The sequence below is a fragment of the Aquipuribacter hungaricus genome (assembly GCF_037860755.1).
Classification (GTDB): Bacteria; Actinomycetota; Actinomycetes; order Actinomycetales; family JBBAYJ01; genus Aquipuribacter; species Aquipuribacter hungaricus.
On record NZ_JBBEOI010000431.1, the window covers coordinates 1 to 1,293 of the forward strand.

1 protein-coding gene is annotated in these 1,293 nt (G+C 79.4%); it reads left to right on the forward strand.

The window, feature by feature from the left end; translation table 11 throughout:
• Positions 1 to 116 precede the first annotated feature (116 nt).
• Positions 117 to 1,293, forward strand: a 1,177-nt coding sequence (locus tag WCS02_RS20405; RefSeq protein ID WP_340296152.1) for a DUF4350 domain-containing protein, incomplete at its 3' end; no start/stop codon positions are given.

The following is a 1,293-nucleotide window of genomic DNA, read 5'->3' on the forward strand; positions in this document are numbered from 1 at the left end:
GGCGCCGCTGACGGCGCCGCTGGCGGTGGTGCTGGCGGTGGTGCTGACGGCGGTGCGCCGGTGGCTGCCGGCAGCGTCCCCGGCGGCCCTGCGGGAGCGACCCCGGCGGTGCGGTCGTGAGCACCGGCGGCGACGTCGAGGACCGGCCCCGAGGGGACGTACGCCCGGGGACGGACGGCGGCACGGGCGCGGCCCGCGGCACGGGGACGGCCGGCGACCACGCGGCCGGGTTCGCCCCCGAGGTCCGGCGGGACCGCGCGGGCGCGGTCGACGACGGGGACGACGAGGGCGCGGTCCCCGCGGCACCGCCGTCCTGGTGGCGGCGCAACCGGGGCCTCGTGGCGGTCGCCGTCCTCGTCGTGCTCGGCGTGGTCCTGGCCGTGCTCACCGCACCCCGCGGGGAGGGCCGTCCCCTGGCCCCCGACAACGCCGCGCCCGAGGGCGCGCGGGCGCTGGCCCAGGTGCTGACCAGGCAGGGCGTCGAGGTCGTGGAGGCCGACCGGCTCGACGACGTCCTGTCGACCGCCTCCGCCGGCACGACGCTGCTCGTGCTGGACGCCGGGGTGCTCCCCCCGGACCGCCTGGCCGACCTCCGCGGGACGGGAGCCGACCTGGTGCTCGTCCAGCCGTCGTTGCCCGTCCTGCAGGTGCTGGCCCCCGAGCTCGCGCTCGGCGGCACGACGCAGACCACGACCACGGCACCCGGCTGCGCCGACGAGGACGCACGGGCGGCCGGCGAGGCCCGGAGCGGCGGGTCGACCTACGTCGCCGGCGACGGCAGCGCCGTCCCCGGCGTGGAGAGCGAGGAGCCGTCGCCGACCGCCGAGGTGCAGGTCTGCTACCCCACCGTGTCCGGTCCCGCGCCCGACGCCGGCTCGTACGCCGTCGTCGTGGACGAGGCGCAGGACCGTCGCGTCACCGTGCACGGCCAGCCGGATGTCCTCACCAACGAGTGGCTCGCCGAGGAGGGCAACGCGGCCCTGGCGGTCCGCAGCCTCGGCCGGACCGACCAGCTCCTCTGGTACCGGGCGGACCCCTTCGACCCGGCCCTGGCCCGCGACGTGGACGACCCGCCGACGGCGGTCGACCTGCTGCCGACCTGGGTCGGCTGGCTGGCCGTCCAGCTGTTCGTTGTGTTCCTCGTGGCCGTGCTCTGGCGCTCGCGCCGGCTCGGCCGCCTGGTCCCCGAGCGGCTGCCCGCCGTGGTGCGCTCGGCCGAGACCACCGAGGGGCGCGCCCGGCTGTACCGCGCGGCCGGGGCCCGGGGCGCCGCCGCGCGCAGCCTGCGCCGGG